Annotated in this window: 15 protein-coding genes; 8 read left to right on the top strand and 7 right to left on the bottom strand. The window is 33.7% G+C overall.

The genetic code is table 11. The features are described 5' to 3' along the window. Nucleotides 1-40: 40 nt before the first annotated feature. The gene (locus UtA1_RS11440; protein WP_096551127.1) at nt 41-1,432 is read right to left on the bottom strand and encodes a nucleoside-diphosphate sugar epimerase; all 1,392 of its coding nucleotides are present in this window, start codon (nt 1,430-1,432) and stop codon (nt 41-43) included. A 798-nt stretch (nt 1,433-2,230) separates the two neighbouring features. Between UtA1_RS11440 and UtA1_RS11435 the strand changes: the two genes are divergently transcribed. From UtA1_RS11435 to UtA1_RS11410, 6 genes are all read left to right on the top strand, one after another. Further along, nucleotides 2,231-2,425: a hypothetical protein gene (locus UtA1_RS11435; protein WP_016838108.1), complete on the top strand. Its 195-nt coding sequence runs from the start codon at nt 2,231-2,233 to the stop codon at nt 2,423-2,425. A 220-nt stretch (nt 2,426-2,645) separates the two neighbouring features. Next, the gene (locus tag UtA1_RS11430) at nt 2,646-3,395 is read left to right on the top strand and encodes an HAD-IIB family hydrolase (RefSeq protein ID WP_096551125.1); all 750 of its coding nucleotides are present in this window, start codon (nt 2,646-2,648) and stop codon (nt 3,393-3,395) included. A 279-nt stretch (nt 3,396-3,674) separates the two neighbouring features. Beyond that, nucleotides 3,675-4,043, top strand: coding sequence for a helix-turn-helix transcriptional regulator (locus tag UtA1_RS11425; RefSeq protein WP_096551123.1), 369 nt, complete (start codon nt 3,675-3,677; stop codon nt 4,041-4,043). Between the two features lie 1,175 nt (nt 4,044-5,218). Continuing rightward, entirely contained in the window at nt 5,219-5,545 is a 327-nt protein-coding gene (locus UtA1_RS11420; protein ID WP_016838104.1) for a DUF485 domain-containing protein, read from the top strand. Next, nucleotides 5,542-7,086, top strand: a complete 1,545-nt coding sequence (locus UtA1_RS11415; RefSeq protein ID WP_096551121.1) for a solute symporter family protein — start codon at nt 5,542-5,544, stop codon at nt 7,084-7,086. Before UtA1_RS11420 ends, UtA1_RS11415 begins: the two co-directional genes overlap by 4 nt. A gap of 233 nt (nt 7,087-7,319) precedes the next feature. Further along, nucleotides 7,320-8,519, top strand: a complete 1,200-nt coding sequence (locus UtA1_RS11410; RefSeq protein WP_096551119.1) for a branched-chain amino acid ABC transporter substrate-binding protein — start codon at nt 7,320-7,322, stop codon at nt 8,517-8,519. A 122-nt stretch (nt 8,520-8,641) separates the two neighbouring features. Here the strand turns inward: UtA1_RS11410 and UtA1_RS11405 are convergent, their stop codons facing one another. From UtA1_RS11405 to parE, 3 genes are all read right to left on the bottom strand, one after another. Continuing rightward, entirely contained in the window at nt 8,642-9,544 is a 903-nt protein-coding gene (locus tag UtA1_RS11405; RefSeq protein WP_096552512.1) for a DMT family transporter, read from the bottom strand. Nucleotides 9,545-9,659: 115 nt separating this feature from the next. Next, on the bottom strand, nt 9,660-12,110 hold the full coding sequence (parC, locus tag UtA1_RS11400; RefSeq protein ID WP_096551117.1) for a DNA topoisomerase IV subunit A: 2,451 nt from the start codon (nt 12,108-12,110) through the stop codon (nt 9,660-9,662). After that, nucleotides 12,110-14,083, bottom strand: a complete 1,974-nt coding sequence (parE, locus tag UtA1_RS11395; protein WP_096551116.1) for a DNA topoisomerase IV subunit B — start codon at nt 14,081-14,083, stop codon at nt 12,110-12,112. Before parE ends, parC begins: the two co-directional genes overlap by 1 nt. Nucleotides 14,084-14,496: 413 nt before the next feature. Here parE and plsY point away from each other — a divergent pair, with 413 nt between their 5' ends. Then, entirely contained in the window at nt 14,497-15,099 is a 603-nt protein-coding gene (gene plsY / locus UtA1_RS11390) for a glycerol-3-phosphate 1-O-acyltransferase PlsY (RefSeq protein WP_016838098.1), read from the top strand. A 25-nt stretch (nt 15,100-15,124) separates the two neighbouring features. Next, on the top strand, nt 15,125-15,415 hold the full coding sequence (locus UtA1_RS11385) for a HesB/YadR/YfhF family protein (RefSeq protein ID WP_016838097.1): 291 nt from the start codon (nt 15,125-15,127) through the stop codon (nt 15,413-15,415). Nucleotides 15,416-15,455: 40 nt separating this feature from the next. Here UtA1_RS11385 and UtA1_RS11380 read toward each other — a convergent pair whose 3' ends face one another. The 3 genes from UtA1_RS11380 to UtA1_RS11370 form a co-directional block, all read right to left on the bottom strand. Further along, on the bottom strand, nt 15,456-15,824 hold the full coding sequence (locus UtA1_RS11380) for a hypothetical protein (RefSeq protein ID WP_016838096.1): 369 nt from the start codon (nt 15,822-15,824) through the stop codon (nt 15,456-15,458). Nucleotides 15,825-15,978: 154 nt separating this feature from the next. Further along, the gene (gene tlp / locus UtA1_RS11375; RefSeq protein WP_016838095.1) at nt 15,979-16,212 is read right to left on the bottom strand and encodes a small acid-soluble spore protein Tlp; all 234 of its coding nucleotides are present in this window, start codon (nt 16,210-16,212) and stop codon (nt 15,979-15,981) included. 74 nt (nt 16,213-16,286) lie between these two features. Next, nucleotides 16,287-17,213 (bottom strand): VanW family protein, encoded by a 927-nt coding sequence (locus UtA1_RS11370; protein WP_232019950.1) that lies wholly within the window; start codon nt 17,211-17,213, stop codon nt 16,287-16,289. Nucleotides 17,214-17,315 lie beyond the last annotated feature (102 nt).

Raw genomic sequence — 17,315 nt, 5'->3', positions numbered from 1 at the left:
ATTTTCATTAAAATGGCGTTCAAATAAAAAGATTATGAAGCTATTCATCCAATAAATCGAGTATACGATTGTATTCCGGGGCACCAATACAATCATAGTATTGGAAAAGTAAGTCGGAATTCACTTTGATTTTATCTTTATGATTTAAATACATCTGCTCTGTTAAAAAGCGAATAATTAATGGTACCGGTTTATCGTGATTAAATTGATTCATATGTTTTTCAATGAATTCTTCCGATAAAACACAACTTAAATTGTTTCCTAAGCATTCAAAGTCTACGTATTCTATATGCTCATTTAAAAATTCATCCGTTAAATGTTTATTATATAAACATACGATTTTCCAATCAATTTGGTCTTTATATCGGTTTAACCAATGGGGCTCTAAAATGGCACTAATTAATGAAATTTGTTTTGCATTGTATTTGTTAAATTGCTCATCCATTTCTTCATTTGTTGGCTTTTTATAGCCCATGTCATCATATAACTGGCAAGCGAGGGAAGGAATCCCTTTTACCATGTGTTCGCTGCCAGGCCATTTAAATGGACCGCGATCAAACTCAAAAAATTGGAAATCTATTTTTTCCTCTTCTTCCTCATATTCATCATCATCTATTAAATGAATGGTTGCATATTCACTAAAATAAGTGTCATCTTCAATAAATTCATCAATTTCATCTGCAAAATGAGGATTGATTTCTTCTTTTTTACGTATTAATTCGTCAACAATATATTTTTTAAATGAAGGAGTTAGTCTTGCGAGTACTGGATAATTATATTGCAGCGCGGCAACATCTACTAAATCTAAATGATCGATTAAATATTTTTCAGTGATTTGATCACATGCATAACATACATAAGCAAAATCTACATATTTTAAATATGGCTCAAATTCCGTTGGATGCAACTTTATTAAACTATATCTCCAGTAGCAATAATCCATTATAAATTTCTTTGATAAATGCGGATTGTCTCTTTGGATTTCTTCTGCACTTGTTTCATCAATAATCGGACCGTAATGAACAGGTATGGACGTGACATCAAAATCATCAGGTATGTTTAATTGTTCAAGGGTTTTTTTCGGATTAAATCGCTTTCGACGGCTTGAATGAGTTTTGATGGTATATGTCCCGATGGAACCTCTTTCGTCTAATAAAATATAGGATAATTCTTGTTTTTGATCTCTCGTTAACTTCGTATTTTTTGGAAATTTTACAGCAGCAAAATAAGTAATATCATCAAGATTGTAATAAAATTTATATTCGCCTTCACGAGTAAATTCAGACCGCGAATTATTTTTCTTCCAATATATTAACGCACCTAGAATAGGCGGATAATTTGAAAAATAGATGTTAGCAATTGAAAAAATATTATGAGATAAAGATTCATCATATATTGCTTTAATAAATTCGATTTTTTTAATTTTAAGCATGCTCGACCTCCATATTGTTATTATACCCTTTTAGGAATAATAACGTAGAATAAATTGTTTGAATAAATTGATGGAAAAAACAACAGTATCTCCATGTATATGTACGAATAGACTATCTTGTAAAGTTTATGAAAGTTATATCATAATCATGAATAATTTGCATTTAATTTTATTAATTTTAACAAATTCTTCATTTTGTTTGATTGAACATGAACAATAATTAAGTAAAAAATGATCATTTATAAAAAAATCATCCACGAAAGTTTGGATGATTTTTTATTCAAAATAGAACTTCTAAAAAAATGTTTTTAAATGGGACAGCAAATATGATTAGAAAAACCAGGTTGCTAGTTTTGTAACAGAATAATTTTCCTCGAAATTTGTAAGAGAGGCAATATAACTCAAGTGGGCAGATCAAAAAATTAAGGTAGAGGAAATTCATCCTAAATAATATTGATAGTCTTTTCATTGCTGAAGAAAATATTTTCGAGTTGATAAAAGGGAAGTGGGGAAGGGGAAGGACTAGCACGTAAAAATGATATGGTTACTCCAATTAAATTTGAAGGATTATATAAAAATTTTAGATAATACAGGAAGTTAGTGATTGTCTAATTACTGTTATTTTGCCTGTAGTTATTATTTTTATTTAATAGGAATAGGCATTTGTAGAAGGAGATTTACGTTAGATGTTTTCTATAAAAATGTGAAATTTTTTCCTTCATTTCTAGTACATATGACTCAAATCAATTATTAAAACTTGCATTTATTATAGTAACTTCAAGAATGGAGGTGAATGAAGTGATGGAAAAACACTTTAACAATTTAGGATTAGAATTCGGTGACACTATTTTGGTAGGAGGCAATGGTTTTTCAAACCAACAAGGAATCTTCATTGCATTCCAAGATAATTTCTTAGTTTGGGTAACTTTCATTAGCGGAGCAACAAGATTATTAAGTACAGATACTACTAACTTAACAATTGCTAGAGCATAATCTAATTAAAATATAAAGGGCGTCTCAATGCAATATGTAGGCGACCTCAATTTGTCGAGCGCTAGTTACACAGTTTCTGTAACTAGCGTATTTTGATTTGAACTACAGAGCGAAAAGCAGTGTATATGACATAAACAAAGATGTTGTTGGGATCTATTTACAAGTACTCTATTTTAGTCTACCATTAAAATGGTATTATTCCATAGAAAAGGTGAGTTCATTGATATATGTGTTCGATTTAGATGGGACGATTGTGTTTAATGGGCAACCGATATCAAAAACAATTCTTCAATCGTTAAAAAAGTTGAGGGAAGAAGGGCATGAAATCATTTTTGCTTCAGCGCGCCCCATTCGTGATATGCTGCCTGTAATAGATAAAGAATTTCATGATCTGACAATGATAGGCGGAAATGGTTCATTAATATGGAAAGAGGGAAAAGTGATAAAAAGTCACACATTTCCAAAGAAGGTAGTGGAAGAATTAAAAGAACTGATTAATCTGTATCAAGCTACTTATTTGATTGATGGGGAATGGAATTATGCTTATACTGGACCGAAAACACACCCAATTTTTCATAATATTGATCCAGGAAAATTAGCAAAACAAGTAAATATAGATTCTCTTGATAAAATTGTAAAAGTATTATTATTAACAGCTAATGATATGGATAAATTATCTGAACAGGTCTTAAAACTTGAAGTTTTTGTACATAGACATCGCAATGAAGATGTAATAGATATTAGTCCAAAGGGGATTCATAAAGGAAGTGCTTTAAAGTCATTGGGAATTGAGGAAAATACTTATATTGCATTCGGGAATGATGCAAATGATATATCCATGTTTGAACATGCATTCCATAACGTGATGATTGGTTCAAACGAACAACTAGCACCTTTTGCGAAGGAAAGTTTATCGATGCGCGGCGATGTTGAACAAGCAATCTCAGATAAAATCCTCTCATTATTATGATAACTGAACAATTGAAGTGCGTTTGAAAAGCAATTTTTAGTAGCCATTTGATGCTTATAAAGCAATAAATTTCGACCTGGAGAGAAATTTTAAAATCATATCATAAGTGGTTTGGCCTGACAAAAAGTTCGTCAGGCCATATTACTTTTATCAATAAACTCGTTTATTATATTCTTATAGAGGATGGTTCTGAAAAATCCTTTATTTATTGAAAACACTCGCTCCGAACGATTTATTAAAATCTAGTAAAAACACGTACAGCTATTATGGAGGGATAAAATGGGGAAAAGTACATTTGTCATTAAACAAAGAGCTTACTTAAAACTTTATATGCTTCATGCAGCAGAGAAGGGAAGACTTTATGGACTTCAAATATTAGAAGAATTACAAAATCATTTTAAAGATCTCGGTTATAAACCAACAAAATCTGAAATTTATAAGTCCTTGCATGAGTTGTTAAAAGAGGGCTATGTTGTTAGGGAGCCAATAACAAAAGAAGGAACAGAAATGCAGACGATTTATATTTATAGGCTGGGAGACAAAGAGAAGGTAAAAGCCTACAAAGATACGATTAAAGCTGACATCGACCGTTCAATTGCACTACTAAGTAGGGCTCTAAAAGATAATTATTCCCAGAAGAGAGGTTAAATAGAAAAAATCTGTATCTTACATTATGTATTATTTGATAACCTATCCTCTATTACTTATTTTAGTCCAAGCAAATCTCCGATGAATGAAATGTCTGATTTTAGAATTATTTATGACATACGGAACAGTATATAATATTGTTTGCTGAAAAGAGCCAGAGCAATTTATAACGAAATATAATATGGAGATGGAGTATATTTTGCTGCCACTGGAATGATCAAAACCTCAGTAGCATTTCTCTCGAGATAATAAATTTTCTACTTATAATATAGAGGTGGCCAAACATATCAATTTTAGTTTTGATAAGTAAAGATTGATGTTGGGAAATCACTTATATTTACGGTTAATTGGATTAAAATATCAAAAGTAAAGTGTTATTGAGGGTGATTCGTGTGTAAATCAATTAAGTAGAAAAATACTGGCAAAAATACATGTGGAAAGTCAAATTAAATAAAACTTTTGATAAACAATTAATCATCCGTCTTAATCTTTTGAAACCAACAAATTGATACTCAACCATTTATTGATTATTCAATGGGTGGGAAAGAATTCATATTTTATGGAATGAAAATAAACTAATTTTTTATTTCTGTTTTTAGTTTACATAATATATCTTATCGGAAGTTAAATCTCAAAATATAAGAATACTTGTAATAGTGAGACAGAATTGAAATAACTGTATTTATTTTACCTTAGTTTAAATTAATAAAAATTTAATAATATGAACTGTTAAATTAATAAAATGTTTCAGTTATACATAACTATTTATAGGATCATCATTATTTCACATATGTTGATCTTGTACTTTCCTATAATTGTTATTCCTTCAATAATTATTAACTTCTATTCACACCAATTTCTTCGGTCATTGTTCCTAACTTTTTTTCCCTTTTTTCTATTTTTTGTTTTTTTTCATTATCCTTCATTGTTATAATATCCCGAAAATATGTAAATTAATTGTCAAATAAATAGTTCTAACATACTGCTTATTTCTTAACTTTTGAAAAAAATTTCTCTTTTAATCTTGTTTTTTACTAAAAAAAATTGGAATATTTATAGAAAAAAGTTGTTGCAATTTTTTGAACTGTTAAATAAAATTAAAATTGTAAAATTCTTAAAAAAGAATTTTGCGCACACAAAGCAGCAAAAAAAATCAAAAATAAGGGGGTATGTTTATGGCGAAAGATAGCGGAAAGCAAATTGATTACGAAAGAATCGCCAAAATGGAATCGTTCAGACAGTTATCTAGAAAGAAAAACTCATTTCTCTGGACGATGGCAGTAATTTTCTTTGTCTTATACATGCTTCTTCCAGTTTTAACATCGTACACAGAAATTTTGCATCAAAAAGCAATTGGAGAAATTACGTGGGTATGGTTCTATTCATTTGGTCTCTTTATAATGGTTTGGGGACTGGCACACTTCTATGTTGGAAGAGCGAACAAATTTGACAAAGAAGCAAGAGAAATTATTGATGAATACGAAAGAGGTGCTGGTCAATGAGTCTTACTTCTATAGTCATGTTCTTAGCTATCGTTGCTGTTACTTTGTATATTACTTATTGGGCTTCTAAAAGAACCAGCACTGCAAGTGAATTCTATACTGCTGGCGGCGGCCTTAAAGGTTGGCAAAACGGACTAGCTATCTCGGGGGATTATTTATCTGCTGCATCATTCTTAGGGATTGCAGGTTCCGTTGCTTTATATGGATATGATGGTTTCTACTTCTCCATCGGTTATTTAGTAGCTTATTTAGTTGTATTATATATTGTTGCTGAGCCTTTACGAAATCTAGGTAAATTCACTTTAGCAGACATGATTACTGCTCGTTTCGATATGGTAAAAGTTCGTGGAGCAGCTGCATTAAGTACAATTGTTATCGTATTGTTCTACATGATTGCACAGCTTGTTGGTGCAGGTGCACTTATTCAGTTATTATTCGGTATTCCTTATTGGGTTTCTGTATTAATCGTTGGCGTCATGATGACAATCTATGTATTGTTCGGAGGAATGACTGCTACATCTTGGGTACAAATTATTAAAGCTGTTCTATTAATGTTTGGTACTGCTATTATTTCGATTCTTGTATTATTGAAATTTGATTTCAGTATTATTAGAATGTTCTCTGAAATGGCTACTGCTACCGAAGCAGGTGAAGCTTATTTAAATCCTGGTATGCTTTATAAGAGCGGTATTAATACAATTTCTACATTATTAGCATTAGTATTAGGTACTGCTGGTCTTCCACACATTTTAATGCGATTCTTCACAGTTAAAGATGCTCAAACTGCACGTTCTTCAGTAATTTGGGCTACTTGGATCGTTGGTATTTTCTATGTATTAACTATCTTCTTAGGATTTGGAGCAGCTGCATTCGTTGGTAAAGAAACTATTGTTGCTGCAAACCCTGCTGGTAACATGGCTGCACCATTACTTGCTGAAGCTTTAGGTGGAGATATTTTATTCTCATTCGTTTCAGCTGTTGCCTTTGCAACAATTTTAGCGGTAGTTGCAGGTCTAGTACTTTCAGGTGCTTCTGCCCTATCTCATGACATTTATGGTCAAATTGTTAAAAAAGGCAAAATTACTGAAAAAGAGCAAGTTATTGCTGCTCGTATTGGTTCATTAGTAATTTCCGTTATTTCTATTTTACTTGCATTAGGAGCTCAAACACTTAACGTTGCGTTCTTGGTATCATTAGCATTCTGTATTGCTGCATCTGCTAATTTACCAGTAATCATTTACACAATTTACTGGAAACGATTCAATTCTAATGGTGCTGTATGGGCTATCATTGGTGGATTAATTACTGCTTTAGTTCTTGTGGCAGTTTCACCAAACGTATGGAATCCAGAACCAGGTAAAGCGATTTTCGTAGGTACGCCATTAGTATCTTTAACAAACCCAGCAATTATTTCTGTTCCAGTTGGTTTCATTTGCGGTTGGATTGGAACTATTTTATCTAAAGAAACTGATTATGCAAAATATAGCGAAGTTGAAGTTCGCGCACAAACTGGTATTTCCGTTAATAAAGTCTCTCACTAATTCTAACCCTTTGATCCTTGAGTTTCATAACTCAAGGATTTTTTAATTGCATATCTTTTCCCCATTACTCCCCTACTCTTTTCTCCAATTGTTATTCTCTATTTAATTCTTATTATAGTAGAAATATTTTTATTTTTTTATTGCTAGATGGTATATATCACAAATCTGTCACATAAAGCTTTAATAACTTTAATTGGTATGCTGTTGGAATATGACGGGTTTGGAGGGATGTAATGTTGAAGAAAACTACCATTCTTATTTTAACTTTGCTTTTCTTATTTGGAATACTAGCAGGCTGTTCTACCAGCACATCGAATACTTCTAATAACACTTCCAATTCAACAAATTCTAAAGTCATCAAAATTGCTGCTCATGCACCAATGTCTGGTAGTAATGCTATCATTGGTGAAGCCATCAAATTAGGCGCTCAAATGAAATTAGAGGAAGAATTAGCGAAGTTTGAGGAAATGGGTTTTACATTACAATTGGAACCATACGATGATCAGGCAGATCCAAAAAAAGGCGTATCCAATGCCAATTTGATTGGAGCAGATGAATCTATTTACGGCGTTATCGGTCATTATAACTCTGGCGTATCGATTGCGGCTTCCGAAATATATGAAAAGTATTATGTTACAATGGTCAACCCTGCAAGTACAGCAACAGAAGTGACAGATCGGGGGCTGACAACAGTTAATCGCATCGTTGCAAGAGATGATCATCAAGGGCCTGCAGGAGCAAGATATGCGGTGAATGAATTGGGAGCAAAAAAGATTTTTGTTATTCAAGATAAAACAACATATGGTACAGGATTGGCAGACGCCTTTGTAGAGGAAGCTGAAAATCTAGGTGCTGAGATTGTAGGGTATGAGGGAATTACTGTTGGCGAAAAAGATTTCAATGGCGTATTAAACTTAGTGTTAAATAAAAAGCCTGATTTAATTTACTTTGGAGGTATTTTTGGCGAAGGTGGAATTCTTATAAAACAGGCACGTGAGAAAGGCATAACAATTCCAATTATGGGTGGAGATGCGCTCTATTCCTCAGCCCTTGTCGATATTGCAGGTGAAACAGTGAAAAATGTGTATATTACAAATATTGCTGGAGATGCGAGCTCTACAACAGAAGGTAAACAGTTTATTGAAAATTATAAGGCGAAATTTAATAAAGATATCGAGCCGTATTCTGCATATGCTTACGATGCAATGGGAGTATTTTTACAAGGATTAGAAAAAGCCATTCATGCCAATAACGGTGAGTTACCATCTAGAAAAGAAGTAGCAGAAGCAGTTCGATCCGTCAAAGATTATAAAGGCGTTTTAACAGACGTTTCTTTTGATGAAAAAGGCGATAATATCAACGCAAAATTGTATCTTTATAAATTTGATGAAGCAACTTATCCAGCCACATTTGTTGGTGAAATAAGCCAATAAAAAGACTTTTAACAACAAAACCAATTAGAAAAATAAACAATGCATTTTACTCAAAACAAAAAGAGGAAGGCAGATGAGCTTTCCTCTTTTTATCATTTTATTTAATTCGAAGGTTCCCTTCCCTACTCTCTCGATAAAATAACTATTGTTAGTAAAATGCATAACGATCCAATCCAATCAATCCATCCAAAAGCAACCCCTAAGAATGCTACTGATGTTAATGTTGCGGATAATGGTTCGAAACAAGCTAGTAAACTTGTTTCAGAAGCGCTTAAATATTTTAAGCTATCTAAATAAAAATAAAATGAAAGAACGGTTCCGCAAACAACGACAAATAAGAAAGCAAAGTTTGCCTCAATATGCCATTGTCCTTCAAATTGCCAAGGAGCTCTTATAATGCTAAAAACGATTCCCCCTATTAACATTCCCCAGCCAATGGTAATAAAGGATCCCCATTTTTTTAATAATTTAATTGGATAAATCGTGTAAAATGCTAAACCAAGGGCGGACAGAATCCCCCATAAAAAAGCTTCTTTTGAAATCGTTAATGTTTGAAAGTTTCCATGTGTGACAAGCAAAAAAGTTCCAAAAAGTGCTGAAAAAACTGCAATCAGTTCTTTTAATGTTGGTAGACGTTTGGCAATAATAAGATAATACATTGTCACTAATCCTGGACCTAAGTATTGTAAAACCGTTGCTGTTGCCGCGTTTCCGTGTTTGATAGCAGCTAAATATGTATATTGAACACCGATCATACCAAATATTCCGAAAATGACTAATGGAATGGCGTCATTTTTTTGTTTCCATATGTCAAAAATATGTTTTCCTTCTTTATTATAAGCAATGATTAATAATAACAATCCAGCAAGTAGTAACCGAACAGTTGTAAACCATTCTGTGTTGATATGTAAATGTTGAAACATATATTGGGAAACAGTACCGGATATTCCCCAAAACAATGCAGCAAGAATTACTAACGCCATTCCTTTCGAACGATGTTCAATGGATAACACTAATTTCCCCATAATGATTCCCCCAAAATAAACGATGATAACAATAGTAAACCGTTTTCGAAATTTTTTCAATTTAAAAGTGGACAACTCCATAATAGAGTCATCCACAATATTATGTTCTTATTGATTATAAATCCTTTATAACTTCTTGAATAGGTTTGAGAATTTTTACAAATAATAATTCACCATCGTTGTTTATATCGAATTTCAATGAACCATTTGAATAACGATCTGCTTTAGTGAGTTCAGAAATTGCAAATTTCTCTTGTACTTGTTTTTTCGTTACTACAAGTACCGAATCTTCTTCATTAACAACCAAAACGTTAAAGATACGGTGAGGATTTGTTTTTAATTCTTTCAATATGACAAGACCACGTTTAGCTCGGCCTGTTCGTTCGATTTCGGAAATACTCATCCGTTTGATTGCACCTCGATGGGTAACGACAAGTACATCTTGTTTAGCATCTTTTTCAATTACATTAACTGCGGCTAATATATCATCATCTTTTAAATTGATGCCTTTAACCCCACCTGTTTTGACACCCGTAATCGGTATTTCTTCCATGTTAAATCGTACTGTATAGCTTAAATATGATGTTAGGATAACATCCTTATCGGAAGATACAAGGTTTGCATAAATCATTTCATCGTCATTTTTTAGGTTCATTGACTTAATTGGTTTGGAGTATCGAGATACTTGATATTCAGCTAGACTCGAACGCTTCACTTGTCCTTGTTTTGATGCCGTTAATACATGTAAGTTTTCATCATCAAAGTTTTCAACGCCAATAGCACCTATTACTTTTTCGCCTTCTTCAATCGGAACAATACTTGAAATATGTTGACCTAAATCTTTCCAACGAATATCCGGCAATTCATGAACTGGTTGATAAATGTAGTTACCTTTATTCGTGAAAATTAATAGGTAATGTTGAGTATTCAATGTCTCTTCAAATAGTAAATAATCCGATTCTTTCATTGCAATATCTTCCGGGCTTGACGCTGCATAAGATCGTAGACTTGTCCGTTTTACATAACCATCTTTTGTAACAGTCACGACAACATCTTCGCTTGGCACTAAAACGTCTAGAGACAATTTGATTTCTTTAATTTCAGCTTGGATAGTGGAACGTCGAGGCTCGTCAAACTTTTTACGCAATTCTTGGATTTCTTTTTTAATGACCTTAATTAATTCTTTTTCACTACTTAATATTTTCGATAGTTTTTCTGTTGTTTTTTGTAATTCTTCATGCTCTTTTTGGAGCTGCGTAATATCTGTATTTGTTAAACGATATAATTGCAAGTTAACAATTGCTTCTGCTTGTGCTTCAGTAAATTGGAATTTCGATTGCAAATTGTTTTTTGCATCTCGTTTATCTTTAGAAGAACGAATTGTTTGAATGACGTCATCTAAAATGGATAAAGCTTTTATCAAACCTTCAACGATATGTAATCGATCTTTTGCTTTTTGAAGGTCAAATTTCGTCCTTCTTGTTACAACATCCTTTTGATGATCGATATATGCATCTAGCATTAATGGAAGTGTCATCATTGTTGGACGCCGATTATGAATAGCAATCATATTAAAGTTATATGTGATTTGTAAGTCTGTGTTTTTATATAGATAGTTTAAAATGGCTTCTCCATCAATATCTTTCTTTAATTCAATAACAATTCGGAGTCCTGCTGTTCGGTCGGATTCATCTCGAATGTCAGCAATCCCCTCTAAACGCTTGTCAAAACGCATTTCATCAATTTTCTTTACAAGTTGTGCTTTATTCACATCATAAGGGATTTCAGTGATGACAATTTGCTCTTTTCCACCTTTAATGGGTTCTATTGTTGCTTTGGAGCGAATAATAATTTTTCCTTTGCCTGTTTCATAGGCTTTTTTAATGCCATCAATCCCTTCTATGATTGCACCAGTAGGAAAATCAGGCCCCTTTATGACTGTCATTAAATCATCTACAGTACAATTTGGATGGTCTAGACGCATCAATATTCCATCTAATACTTCTGACAAGTTGTGAGGTGGTATATCTGTTGCGTAACCTGCAGAAATACCAGTAGCACCGTTTACAAGTAAGTTAGGAAGTTTAGCAGGAAGCACAGTCGGTTCAGTGTCTTGGTCATCAAAGTTTGGAACGAAATCGACTGTTTGTTTATCAATATCTTTTAGCATTTCTGCAGCTACAACGGAAAGGCGCGCTTCCGTATAACGCATTGCTGCTGGGGGGTCACCATCAACCGAACCGTTATTTCCATGCATTTCAATTAACGGATAGCGAGCTTTCCAATCTTGGCTAAGTCGTACCATTGCTTCATATACGGATGAATCCCCATGAGGATGGTAGTTACCAATAACATTACCGACTGTTTTCGCAGATTTTCGGAATGGTTTTTCATGGGTATTCCCTTCCCTATACATCGCATAAAGAATTCTACGTTGCACAGGTTTTAATCCATCTCGAGCGTCGGGGATCGCTCGATCTTGAATGATGTATTTACTGTAGCGACCAAAACGATCACCAATCACGTCTTCTAAAGTCAATTCATGAAATCGTTCGGTTGACGCCATTATTCTTCCTCCTTATGTTGGATGAAATCGGTTACTAAAGTATTTGTATCTTCTTCCATACCAAAATCTACATTGGATTCTATCCATTTACGGCGAGGTTCGACTTTATCACCCATTAAAGTTGTAACGCGACGTTCTGCACGGGCGCCATCTTCAATCGTTACACGAATCAGTGTTCTCGTTTCAGGATTCATCGTCGTATCCCATAATTGGTCCGCATTCATTTCGCCGAGACCTTTATAGCGTTGGATAACATAGCCCTTCCCTACTTTTTTAATTTTTTCTTGTAATTCATTTTCGGTCCAAGCATATTCAACAACTTCGTTTTTACCACTGCCTTTTGACACTTTGTAAAGCGGTGGTAAAGCTAAATAGACTTTTCCAGCTTCAATTAATGGGCGCATGTAACGATAGAAAAATGTCAGTAGAAGAACTTGGATATGGGCACCGTCAGTATCTGCATCGGTCATTATAATAATTTTATCGTAAGCCACATCCTCTAAATTAAAATCAGGACCTACTCCGGCTCCGATTGTATGAATAATGGTAGCAATCTCCTCATTTTTCATAATGTCCGTAAGTTTTGCTTTTTCTGTATTAATAACTTTACCGCGGAGTGGCAATATCGCTTGGAACCTGCGATCGCGACCTTGTTTTGCAGATCCCCCTGCAGAATCACCTTCCACGAGGTATAATTCATTTTTTTCGGGATTGCGAGATTGGGCAGGTGTTAACTTCCCAGAAAGAATTGTTTTAGCTTTTTTGCCCTTTTTACCGTTTCGTGCTTCTTCCCTAGCTTTTCTCGCTGCTTCCCTCGCCTGTCCAGCTCGAATTGCTTTCCGAACAAGAGATGCGGATAATTCTGCATTTTCTTCTAAAATATATAACAATTTTTCTGATAAAACAGATTCTACAGCAGTGCGGGCTTCGGGAGTTCCGAGTTTACTTTTTGTTTGGCCCTCAAATTGTAATAACCTTTCTGGAATTCGAACGGAAATGATGGCGGAAAGTCCCTCTCTTATATCGGTACCTTCAAGGTTTTTATCTTTTTCTTTTAATAAACCGACTTTTCGTGCGTACTCATTAAAGATACGAGTTAATGCAGACTTGGCACCAGTTTCATGAGTCCCGCCATCTCGAGTACGAACATTATTGACGAAGGAAAGAATAGTTTCGGAATACCCATCATTAAATTGGAAGGCAAATTCTACTTCTATATCATCATGATTGCCTTCCACATATTTTACTGGATGGATGACATCTTTTTCTTCATTTAAATATTCAACAAATGCTTGAATTCCGTTTTCATAGCAAAATACTTCCCGCTTTCCTTCTTCCCTTTCATCAATCAGTTCAATTGTCAAACCTTTTAAGAGAAAAGCTGATTCACGTAATCGTTCAGCTAATGTATCATAATTAAATTTTATTGTGGAAAATATCGTATCATCCGGTAAAAAGTGAACGAGTGTTCCAGTTTCTTTTGTCGTCCCAATTAATTCAAGGGTTGTTACCGGTTTTCCACCATTTTCAAAGCGTTGGCGATGAATTTGACCATCACGATAAATCGTTACTTCAAGAAACTTAGATAGAGCATTTACAACGGATGATCCCACACCGTGTAGACCACCGCTTGTTTTATATCCACCCTGACCAAATTTTCCACCAGCATGAAGCACAGTGAATATTATTTCAGGTGTTGGTTTACCTAATTTATGCATTCCTGTTGGCATTCCACGACCGTAGTCTCGAACGCTAATGGAATGATCTTTATGGATTTTGACGATGATATGTGAACCAAATCCAGCAAGGGCTTCATCCACTGCATTATCTACAATTTCATAAACTAAGTGATGAAGACCTCGGCTGTCAGTGGATCCAATATACATCCCTGGACGTTTCCGTACAGCATCCAAACCTTCTAATACTTGAATGGCATCGGCATCATATGTGATCCCTGTTTGATTTATTGCCAAATTAAATCCCTCCAAATACAAACATCCGTTCTGTATCACTAATCGTACAGAGAATCGTTCCATCTGTCAATCACTAGTACATTCGAGCATCCTTTTCATTTTAACAAATTTTTGAAAAGAAAAAAGAAAATTTTTCATAAAGTGTACTTTGTACTGTTTTCATCTTAAAAATAAAAGATTGCCTAATAAATATACTTGCCAACACAATCGCTTTATTTATTTTACAAAGGATAACATATATAATAAATGAAGACATTTCTTTGATTCACGATTAAACATATGATTTCCTTCCACTGTACTATATTTTTTCGCGAATAATAGAAAAAAGCGAAAATGACCTTTCTCTTATAAGAGAAAAAGTGTAAAATGATTATCGCTAATAGTAAAACGTTTATTTTGAAAGGAATCTTGGTATGATTAATGTAATAGCAGTCATTTGTGCGTATTTAATCGGTTCGATTCCGTCTGGATTATGGATTGGAAAAATTTTTTATAAAACGGATATTCGAGAATTTGGAAGTGGTAACTTAGGTGCTACAAATACATTCCGCGTATTAGGAAAAAAAGCTGGAATGGTTGTTACCATCATGGATATTTTAAAAGGTACAGTAGCAACGATACTACCAATGTTTCCGTTTTTCAGTGATACGATAGTACATCCTCTTATTTTAGGAGCAATAGCCGCGGTTGGACATATGTTCCCAATCTTTGCAGGTTTTCGTGGCGGAAAAGCTGTGGCAACATCAGGCGGTGTATTGTTAGGTTATTCATGGCCGTTTTTTATAATTTTAATCATCGGCTTCTTCATCAGTTTAAAACTGACGAAAATTGTTAGTTTATCGTCAATGGTTGTATCTGTCATAGCCGTGATTTATAGCATTATTTACTGGTTACTTACTGGTGATTACGCATTATTTATCTTAGTATTGATTTTAGCAACTTTTATATTTTATCGACATAAATCCAATATCAAACGCATCAAAGAAGGTACGGAACCGAAAGTTAAGTGGTTATAATGTTTTTCGAAAGGATTTGGCGTAAATGAAAATTATTATTTCGGATGAAGCGTTGGCTTGGTTCAAAGAAGAAATGGAAGTAGAATCAGGTGATTACATAAGGTTTTACGCTCGTTACGGTGGTTCTTCCCCTTTCCATGAAGCTTTTTCTTTAGGAATGAACCGTGAAAAGCCTCATAATATTGGGGTTGAAACGGTTGTAGATGGCATCCATTTTTATGTTGAAAAAGATGATGAATGGTTTTTCAATAATCATGACTTATATGTTTCTATTGATTCAAAAACGGATGAATTAATTTACGACTATAAAAAATAAAAAAAGGAAGTGGATCAAAAAATCCACTTTCTTTTTTACTTTAAAATTTTTTTATATCGATAACTTCTTTTTCGTATCCAAGTGCTATTACCATTTCGTTATATGCATTTAACACTTCATTATATAATAGGTTTACCTGTTCTTCATTTACTTCTCCATCCATCTCATAGCGTGCAGCATCAAATTGGCTACTAAATTCATTTAATTTCACTTTAAGAGTTTCTACTTGTTGCGATTGTCTCGCTTCCTCACTTGCATATGTATAAACATTAAATGAATGCTGGTTAGCAGTAAATTTTTCAATTAATTCGGTACGTTTTTTTCCTTTGACTGAAGCAATTTTTTTTAATTGTTTCATTAGATCCATTACATTACGGCTTTGATTTACGAGCGTTTCAACCATATTCATATGCAATGTCCCTCCCCAACATACTTAACTATTATCCACTTCATTATTTTATCAAAATTAAATGTAAATAGCATAAAATCTAGTACAAGTAAATAAAAAAAGCAATCATATTCAAATAAAAAAGAAACTGGCCTTTTGCCAGTTTCTCACGAATTTATACTTCTCCTCTTTTACGAGCAGCAGCTTCATCTTTAATTTCTTCACGGAAACCTTCGATTGCTTTACGGCGACGCTCATTCTTTTCTCTAATTTTTTCTCTTTCTTCAGGACCTGCAAATTCCATACTTGCTTCTGCTTCATGAATATTTTTAATTGTATTTTTCACCATTGTTTGTAATCGTTCTACGTTGTTTGAACGATTGTCTGGATTCGGTTTTCGATTTGCCATTGAATGCTCCTCCTCCTTCAAAAAATTCAGTATTAGTGTGAATCGAATAATATGAAATATGCATCTGGGATTGCTTAAGAATTTGGTTCCGATTCCATTAATTCATTTTTCAATAATTCCTCATATTCTTTTGAAGTTCTGATTTCAACCGTAATCGCCCCAGGTCTGTAATAAGCTTGAATGAGAAAAGGGATTCCGGTTGTATTTTGGAATTGGAAGTCTAAGCCTCCAAATGAAACCGTAGCATCTCTTCCTTTTGGAACGTATCCAACATCCATGGAATGATGATGTCTTTCGATAATTTTAATTGGAAGCTGATCAACAGCATTAAATAATGTGGAAGATGTTTGACATATGCCTCCACCAATTCCCATTACCAATTTTCCATTCACGATTTCAGGTGCTATTTGATAACCGTAAGCAATTTCTCTAGGTCCAACGACTGCATTAAAGGAAAATGTATCTTCGCTGCCAACAATGATGTTATGAATAGCTGCAGCTGAAATCTCGATGTTTTTACTTCTCCCTGCTTTATTTGGATTAAAGAATGTAGTAAAGGAAGCGAGTACAACTTCTTTTAAATGAGGAACATCAGTAAGTCGATAGTTGCTATCAGTAATCTTTAATGGGATTTCAATCTTTCCACCAGTAAATGAGCGCTTTAATATTTCATCTAACAACTGTGTAGTATTGACTTCAATTCTTGGGGAACCTTTAATAATTTCACCATCTTCATCAATTCGATCAAGGGACATTTCTTTGTAGTAATATGGTTCAATTTCATGAATCCATCGTTCCACTTCACTTTTAAAGATATTTAAGTCTAATTCGATGTCATAATCATACGGATGAAAGGAATGAACTATCTCCTTTGATTCGGGATCAATTATCTCGATGTTGATGGATTGATTATTAGAAAAAGGAAAATCAATCGTGGAAGCATTCACAAAAGGCTGGTTCAGATACATTAATAAACTGAAAAATACAAATAACTTCTTCATCAACTATCAACACAACCTAATCAATATTTTTATAATTATGTTTCCCTATTTGTACGGACTCATACAAAAAATGAGCAGTCTGAAAAATCATTTTGGATGGCT

This window comes from Ureibacillus thermosphaericus (assembly GCF_002370195.2).
In the GTDB taxonomy this organism is placed as follows: Bacteria; Bacillota; Bacilli; order Bacillales_A; family Planococcaceae; genus Ureibacillus; species Ureibacillus thermosphaericus.
Note: the sequence above shows the minus strand (reverse complement) of the source record. Positions and strands in the feature narration are given on the sequence as shown.

What these genes read in the sequence shown, in the direction of transcription:
- UtA1_RS11410 (WP_096551119.1), top strand. Translation starts at nt 7,320, where the DNA reads ATGTTGAAGAAAACTACCATTCTTATTTTAACTTTGCTTTTCTTATTT.
- UtA1_RS11415 (WP_096551121.1), top strand. Translation starts at nt 5,542, where the DNA reads ATGAGTCTTACTTCTATAGTCATGTTCTTAGCTATCGTTGCTGTTACT.
- UtA1_RS11440 (WP_096551127.1), bottom strand. Translation starts at nt 1,432, where the DNA reads ATGCTTAAAATTAAAAAAATCGAATTTATTAAAGCAATATATGATGAA.
- tlp (WP_016838095.1), bottom strand. Translation starts at nt 16,212, where the DNA reads ATGGCAAATCGAAAACCGAATCCAGACAATCGTTCAAACAACGTAGAA.
- UtA1_RS11420 (WP_016838104.1), top strand. Translation starts at nt 5,219, where the DNA reads ATGGCGAAAGATAGCGGAAAGCAAATTGATTACGAAAGAATCGCCAAA.
- UtA1_RS11380 (WP_016838096.1), bottom strand. Translation starts at nt 15,824, where the DNA reads ATGAATATGGTTGAAACGCTCGTAAATCAAAGCCGTAATGTAATGGAT.
- UtA1_RS11405 (WP_096552512.1), bottom strand. Translation starts at nt 9,544, where the DNA reads ATGGGGAAATTAGTGTTATCCATTGAACATCGTTCGAAAGGAATGGCG.
- UtA1_RS11385 (WP_016838097.1), top strand. Translation starts at nt 15,125, where the DNA reads ATGAAAATTATTATTTCGGATGAAGCGTTGGCTTGGTTCAAAGAAGAA.
- UtA1_RS11425 (WP_096551123.1), top strand. Translation starts at nt 3,675, where the DNA reads ATGGGGAAAAGTACATTTGTCATTAAACAAAGAGCTTACTTAAAACTT.
- UtA1_RS11370 (WP_232019950.1), bottom strand. Translation starts at nt 17,213, where the DNA reads ATGAAGAAGTTATTTGTATTTTTCAGTTTATTAATGTATCTGAACCAG.
- plsY (WP_016838098.1), top strand. Translation starts at nt 14,497, where the DNA reads ATGATTAATGTAATAGCAGTCATTTGTGCGTATTTAATCGGTTCGATT.
- parC (WP_096551117.1), bottom strand. Translation starts at nt 12,110, where the DNA reads ATGGCGTCAACCGAACGATTTCATGAATTGACTTTAGAAGACGTGATT.